The 3,037-nt window shown below is 68.5% G+C and carries 1 protein-coding gene; it reads right to left on the reverse strand.

The window, feature by feature from the left end; all coding sequences use genetic code 11:
- Nucleotides 1-2,631: ATP-dependent Clp protease ATP-binding subunit (locus G6018_RS09175; RefSeq protein ID WP_241732026.1), on the reverse strand; the 2,631-nt coding region annotated here is incomplete at its 3' end.
- Between the last annotated feature and the right edge of the window lie 406 nt (nt 2,632-3,037).

Below are 3,037 nucleotides of genomic sequence, written 5' to 3' on the forward strand. Positions count from 1 at the left end.
CGCCCCACCGCTACCCGACGGGCCGCCGGGGGCTGCGCCACCGAAGCCGCCCGAGCTGGGCGGGAGCGAGTCGCCCGGGCCGGCCTCACCGGTGGGTGCGACGCTCGCGGTGATCTCCTCACCCTCGCGGGACCCGGCGTCCGGGCGCTGGACCCCGGTGAACGTGAACCGGGCGTCCTCGGTCTTGTCGGACTCCCCGTCCCAGCCCTCGACGTCGACGGTGATGAGCTCGCCGGCCGCGACCTCGCCGAAGAGGATCTTCTCCGACAGCGTGTCCTCGATCTCGCGCTGGATGGTGCGACGCAGCGGCCGCGCACCCAATACCGGATCGAAACCCCTCTTGGCGAGAAGCTCCTTGGCCCGGTCCGTGATCTCGATGGTCATGTCTTTGGCCTTGAGCGCCACGCCGACGCGGCTGACCATGAGGTCGACCATCTCCACGATCTGAGCCTTGGTGAGCTGGTGGAACACCACGATCTCGTCGATCCGGTTGAGGAACTCGGGCCGGAAGTGCTTCTTGAGCTCGTCGTTGACCTTCTGCTTCATCCGCTCGTAGGCGTCCTCGGTGTTGTCGGAGGACTGGAAGCCCATCCCGACCGCCTTGGAGATGTCCCTCGTGCCCAGATTGGAGGTGAAGATCAACACGGTGTTCTTGAAGTCCACCATGCGGCCCTGCCCGTCGGTGAGACGGCCGTCCTCGAGCACCTGCAGCAGCGTGTTGTAGATCTCGGAGTGGGCCTTCTCGATCTCGTCGAACAGGACCACCGAGAACGGCTTGCGCCGGACCTTCTCCGTGAGCTGGCCGCCCTCCTCGTAGCCGACGTACCCGGGAGGTGCGCCGAACAGACGGGACGCGGTGAAGCGGTCGTGGAACTCGCCCATGTCGATCTGGATGAGCGCGTCGTCCTCGCCGAACAGGAAGTTCGCCAGCGCCTTGGAGAGCTCCGTCTTACCGACACCGGACGGGCCGGCGAAGATGAACGAACCCGAGGGCCGCTTGGGGTCCTTGAGACCGGCCCGCGTGCGGCGGATGGCCCGGGAGACGGCCTTGATGGCGTCCTCCTGGCCGATGATCCGCTTGTGCAGCTCGTCCTCCATGCGGAGCAGACGCGTGGTCTCCTCCTCGGTGAGCTTGAACACGGGGATCCCGGTCCAGTTGCCCAGGACCTCCGCGATCTGCTCCTCGTCGACCACGGCGGCCACATCCATGTCGCCCGCACGCCACTGCTTCTCGCGCTCCGAGCGCTCGGCGATGAGCTTCTTCTCCGTGTCCCGCAGGCCCGCGGCCTTCTCGAAGTCCTGCGCGTCGATCGCGGACTCCTTCTCACGGCGGGCCTCCGCGATCTTCTCGTCGAACTCCCGCAGGTCCGGCGGAGCGGTCATCCGCTTGATCCGCATGCGGGCGCCGGCCTCGTCGATGAGGTCGATCGCCTTGTCCGGGAGGAAGCGGTCGTTGATGTACCGGTCCGCGAGCTGGGCCGCCGCGGCCAGGGCGGCGTCCGTGATGGTGACGCGGTGGTGGGCCTCGTAGCGGTCCCGCAGACCCTTGAGGATCTCGATGGACAGCTCCACGTTGGGCTCCGGGACCTGGACCGGCTGGAAACGACGCTCGAGCGCCGCGTCCTTCTCGATGTGCTTGCGGTACTCCTCGAGCGTGGTGGCGCCGATGGTCTGCAGCTCACCGCGGGCCAGCTTGGGCTTGAGGATCGACGCGGCGTCGATCGCACCCTCGGCGGCACCCGCGCCGACGAGGGTGTGGATCTCGTCGATGAACAGGATGATGTCGCCGCGCTGGTTGATCTCCTTGAGCACCTTCTTCAGGCGCTCCTCGAAGTCACCGCGGTAGCGGGAACCGGCCACCAGGGACCCCAGGTCGAGCGAGTAGACCTGCTTGTCCTTGAGGGTCTCGGGGACCTCGTTGTTGACGATGGCCTGGGCCAGGCCCTCGACGACCGCGGTCTTGCCCACGCCGGGCTCGCCGATGAGCACCGGGTTGTTCTTGGTGCGCCGGGAGAGCACCTGCATGATGCGCTCGACCTCCTTGGCGCGGCCGACGACCGGGTCGAGCTTGCCCTCCATGGCGGCCTGCGTGAGGTTGCGACCGAACTGGTCCAGCACCGTCGAGGACGACGGCGTACCGGACTCGCGACCACCGGTGCCGGCGGGGGCGCCCGTGGCCTCGGCCTCCTTGCCCTGGTAGCCCGACAGCAGCTGGATGACCTGCTGGCGGACCCGGGTGAGGTCCGCTCCGAGCTTGACCAGCACCTGGGCGGCGACGCCCTCGCCCTCACGGATGAGGCCGAGCAGGATGTGCTCGGTGCCGATGTAGTTGTGGCCGAGCTGCAGCGCCTCGCGCAGGCTCAGCTCCAGGACCTTCTTGGCCCGCGGCGTGAACGGGATGTGCCCGCTGGGCGCCTGCTGGCCCTGGCCGATGATCTCCTCGACCTGACTCCGCACCGCTTCCAGCGAGATCCCCAGGGACTCGAGTGCCTTGGCGGCCACTCCCTCGCCCTCGTGGATGAGACCCAGCAGGATGTGCTCGGTGCCGATGTAGTTGTGGTTGAGCATCCGGGCCTCTTCCTGGGCCAGGACGACGACGCGACGCGCGCGGTCGGTAAACCGTTCGAACATCGTGCTACCTCACATTCCTCGGGTTCCGTCCACTCTAGTGGCCGTGTCTGACGCGCTGCACCGCAGGAGCGGGAGCGGGTCCGTCACCAGGGTTCAACGCGGCAGGTCGGGGATCCATTGCAGATCCGTGTACGCCGACAGCGAACGCCGCCGATCCGTGCGCCGGGGCACGGACTTCCGTCGTCGGCGCCTAGGGTCGTGGACATGACACGGGTGGACGGAGCGGGGACGTGACCCCCTTCGATCTGGACCGGATCGGCCACGGACTGCCCTTCGCCGCCGCGCTGCCCGCCCTGCGGGACGCCCTCGCCACCAGGGGCACCGCGGTCGTCCAGGCCCCGCCCGGCACCGGGAAGACCACCCTCGCCCCACCGGCGATCGCCTCGGCGGACGGGATCGCGGGACG

The organism is Dietzia sp. DQ11-44 (genome assembly GCF_014145205.1).
Lineage (GTDB): Bacteria > Actinomycetota > Actinomycetes > Mycobacteriales > Mycobacteriaceae > Dietzia > Dietzia natronolimnaea.